This window comes from Mycobacterium sp. TH-M116 (assembly GCF_057473685.1).
Genome location: NZ_JBYCLC010000304.1, coordinates 1 through 3,169, shown reverse-complemented (window position 1 = coordinate 3,169; position 3,169 = coordinate 1). Strand labels below are relative to the sequence as shown.

The 3,169-nt window shown below is 70.1% G+C and carries 4 protein-coding genes; 1 reads left to right on the top strand and 3 read right to left on the bottom strand.

Annotated elements, in window-relative coordinates; genetic code table 11:
• Window positions 1-2: 2 nt before the first annotated feature.
• Window positions 3-689: an acyltransferase gene (locus AC2VOK_RS15845; RefSeq protein ID WP_428901339.1), complete on the top strand. Its 687-nt coding sequence runs from the start codon at window positions 3-5 to the stop codon at window positions 687-689.
• 20 nt (window positions 690-709) lie between these two features.
• Here AC2VOK_RS15845 and AC2VOK_RS15840 read toward each other — a convergent pair whose 3' ends face one another.
• The 3 genes from AC2VOK_RS15840 to AC2VOK_RS15830 all read right to left on the bottom strand — a co-directional run.
• Window positions 710-2,044: a cryptochrome/photolyase family protein gene (locus AC2VOK_RS15840; protein ID WP_428901338.1), complete on the bottom strand. Its 1,335-nt coding sequence runs from the start codon at window positions 2,042-2,044 to the stop codon at window positions 710-712.
• Window positions 2,045-2,059: 15 nt separating this feature from the next.
• Window positions 2,060-2,539 carry a TspO/MBR family protein gene (locus AC2VOK_RS15835; protein WP_428901337.1) on the bottom strand — a complete coding sequence of 160 codons (480 nt, stop codon included), beginning with the start codon at window positions 2,537-2,539 and terminating at the stop codon, window positions 2,060-2,062.
• Window positions 2,536-3,169: MMPL family transporter (locus tag AC2VOK_RS15830; protein ID WP_428901336.1), on the bottom strand; the 634-nt coding region annotated here is incomplete at its 5' end. The genes AC2VOK_RS15830 and AC2VOK_RS15835, both read right to left, overlap by 4 nt.

Sequence of the window (3,169 nt, the reverse complement as noted above, 5' to 3'; positions counted from 1 at the left end):
GGATACGTGACCCACGCCAGGCCAGGTTCCTCACGCCGGCTTCGCTGCGGTGGGTGCTGGCCAACCGCGCCTACACCCCGTGGTACCTGGTGCGCTATTGGCGGCTGCTCAGGTTCAAGCTGGCCAACCCGCACATCATCACCCGCGGGATGGTGTTCTTGGGCAAGGATGTCGAGATCCACGCGACACCGGAGTTGGCCCAGCTCGAGATCGGCCGCTGGGTGCACATCGGGGATAAGAACACCATCCGCGCCCACGAGGGCTCGCTGCGGTTCGGCGACAAGGTGGTGCTGGGCCGTGACAACGTCATCAACTGCTACCTGGACATCGAGCTCGGCGATTCGGTGCTCATCGCCGACTGGTGCTACGTCTGCGATTTCGACCACCGTATGGACGACATCACCGTGCCGATCAAGGATCAGGGCATCATCAAGTCCCCGGTCCGGATCGGTCAGGACACCTGGGTCGGGGTCAAGGCGACGGTGCTGCGCGGCACCGCCATCGGGCGGGGCTGCGTGCTGGGCTCGCACGCGGTGGTCCGCGGCGTCATCCCCGACTTCTCGATCGCCGTCGGCGCGCCGGCCAAGGTGGTCAAGAACCGCCGGCTGGCCTGGGAGAGCTCGGCCGACCAGCGCGCCGAGCGGGCCGCGGCGCTGGCCGACATCGAACGCAAGAAGGCGGCTCGCTGAGCTGCTGGTAGCGGCCCGGATCAGCCGAGGCCGCGATAGCGGCGCAGCGCCTCGGCCCGCTCGGCAGTGTGGTCGACGATCGGCTCCGGATACCCCGGGGGGCGTTCGCCTTTGCGTAGGTGTACGTCGTCGACGCCGGCCAGTTCGGGAACCCAGCGCCGGATGTAGTCGCCCGCGGGGTCGAACTTCTCGCCCTGCGTGGCGGGGTTGAACACCCGAAAGTAGGGTGCGGCGTCGGTGCCGCAGCCTGCGCTCCACTGCCAGCCGTGCTGGTTGTTGGCCACGTCGCCGTCCACAAGCTGGTCCAGGAACCACTCGGCGCCCCACTGCCAGGGCAGGTGAAGGTCTTTGACTAGAAACGACGCGACGACCATCCGCAGCCGGTTGTGCAGGAAGCCGGTTTCGCGCAGCTGCCGCATGCCGGCGTCGACGAACGGGAAACCGGTCCTGCCGGCCTTCCAGCACTCGAAGCGGCGTTTCGCCTCGGCTCCGCCGTCGATCCGGATGTCGTCGAAGTCGCGGTTCCAGTTGCGCCAGGCGCTGGCCGGCCAGTGATAGAGCACGTCGGCGTAGAAATCGCGGAATGCCAACTCCCGCAAGTACGCCTGCGCTCCGCCGTCACTCAGGTCCAACTCGGCGGCCAGGGTGCGGGGATGGATGGTGCCGAACTTCAGGTGCGCCGACATCCGGCTGGTGCCCCCGATGTCGGGCCGGTTGCGGTCCTGCGCGTAGTGCTGCAGCCCGGTGTGCAGGAACGCCTCCCATGTCTGCAGCGCGGCCCGCTCCCCGGCGGCGAGGTCCAGAGCCGCGCCGGGGTCGGGGATCTGGCACTGCTCGGCCCGCAGCCGCGCCGGATCGATCCAGTGCGCCGCGGCGGCGCCGGAACGCGCGGGGCCCCGCCAACCGACGTCGCGCCACCGGTGGAAGAAGGGGGTGAACACGCGGTAGGGGGTGCCGTCCGGCTTGGTGACCCGCCCCGGCGAAACCAGGTACGGCGAGCCCGTGGCCACCACAGGTACCGGATCCAGGGCCGCGCGTACCCGATCGTCGCGGCGCCGTCCGAATGGCGCGAAGTCCTGTGAGACATGCACCGCCGTCGCGTCGATCTCCTGGGCGATCCGCGGAATCCGCTCCTCGGGACGGCCACGGGTCACCAGCAACCGGCCGTCGAGGTCCTCGCGCAGCCGGCGCAGCGAGTCGCCCAGGAACTGGAGGCGGCGGCGCCCCGACGACGCCTCCAGCCGCGGGTCGAGCACGAAGCAGGCGAGCACCTCGCCGCGGTCCGCGGCGGCGGCGGCCAGGGCAGGATGATCACCCAGTCGCAGATCGCGGCGAAACCATAACAGTGTCGGCACTTTTCGCCGCTCCGCTCAGCGGTTGAGCCGCCAGATGTGGGCGGCCAGGACGGTAGCGAAGGTGCACCACAGCGGGTAGGGCGCCAGTGCCAGCCCGGCCTTGGGGTCGGCCTGCGCGGCGCGACGGGCGAGGTCGGCGCTGCTGGCCGCCAGCACCGCGGCGCCCACGGCGGACGCGCCGAGTTTGTGGTACCGGAAGAACAGCCAACTCCATCCCGCGTTGAGTGTCAGGTTGACACCGAGCGCGGCCATGTAGGCGCGCGCCCGGTCGTCCTGTCCGGCTGCGCGAAACCGGTCGATGGTCACTGCTGAGGCGGCGGCGATGTCCCCATAGAGGGTGGTCCACACCACCGGGAACGCGACCCGGGGCGGCTGATAGCGCGGCTTGCGCAGCCGCGAGTACCAGGCGGGCACCCGTTTCGGGCTGGCGATGCCTCCGGTGCCGGCGGCGGCGGCGACGGCCAGCGAGGTGGCAGCCAGTATCGACCTGTTCATGATCTGCTCCGTTCTTGTCGGGGTTCAACACTTTCGGCACGGTGTGGATCGGCGGGCCACCAGATGTTCGCGCCGGCGAGGGCGAACAGCGCGGGGATGACCAAGGTGCGCACGACGAACGTGTCGAGCAGGATGCCCACCCCTACGATGATGCCCAGCTGGGTCAGCACGATCAGCGGCAACACCGCCAGTACGCAGAAGACAGCCGCCAGAACGATTCCCGCGCTGGTGATCACCCCGCCCGTCGCCGCCACCGCGCGGACCATGCCCTCGCGTGCGCCGTGCCGAGCGGCTTCCTCGCGGGCGCGGGTGACCAGGAAGATGGTGTAGTCGACGCCGAGTGCGGCCAGGAACAGAAACGCGAACAACGGTGTGCTGTTGTCCAGCGCCGGGAATCCGAAGACGTGGCTGCCCGACCAGCCGCCCGCGCCGAGGGCGGCCAGCGCGCCGAGGATCGTGGCGCCCAGCAGGATCGGGGGCGCGAGCGCTGAACGCAGCAGCACGTAGAGCACTGCCAGGATCACGGCCAGAATTGCCGGGACGATCACCGTGCGGTCGCGGGTGGCTGCGTCGCGGACGTCGAGGGCCTGGGCGTCCGCCCCGCCCACCATGGTGCCGGGAGCGGTCCGG

Coding starts and splice junctions, on each gene's coding strand:
- AC2VOK_RS15835 (WP_428901337.1), bottom strand. CDS start 2,539: ATGAACAGGTCGATACTGGCTGCCACCTCGCTGGCCGTCGCCGCCGCC.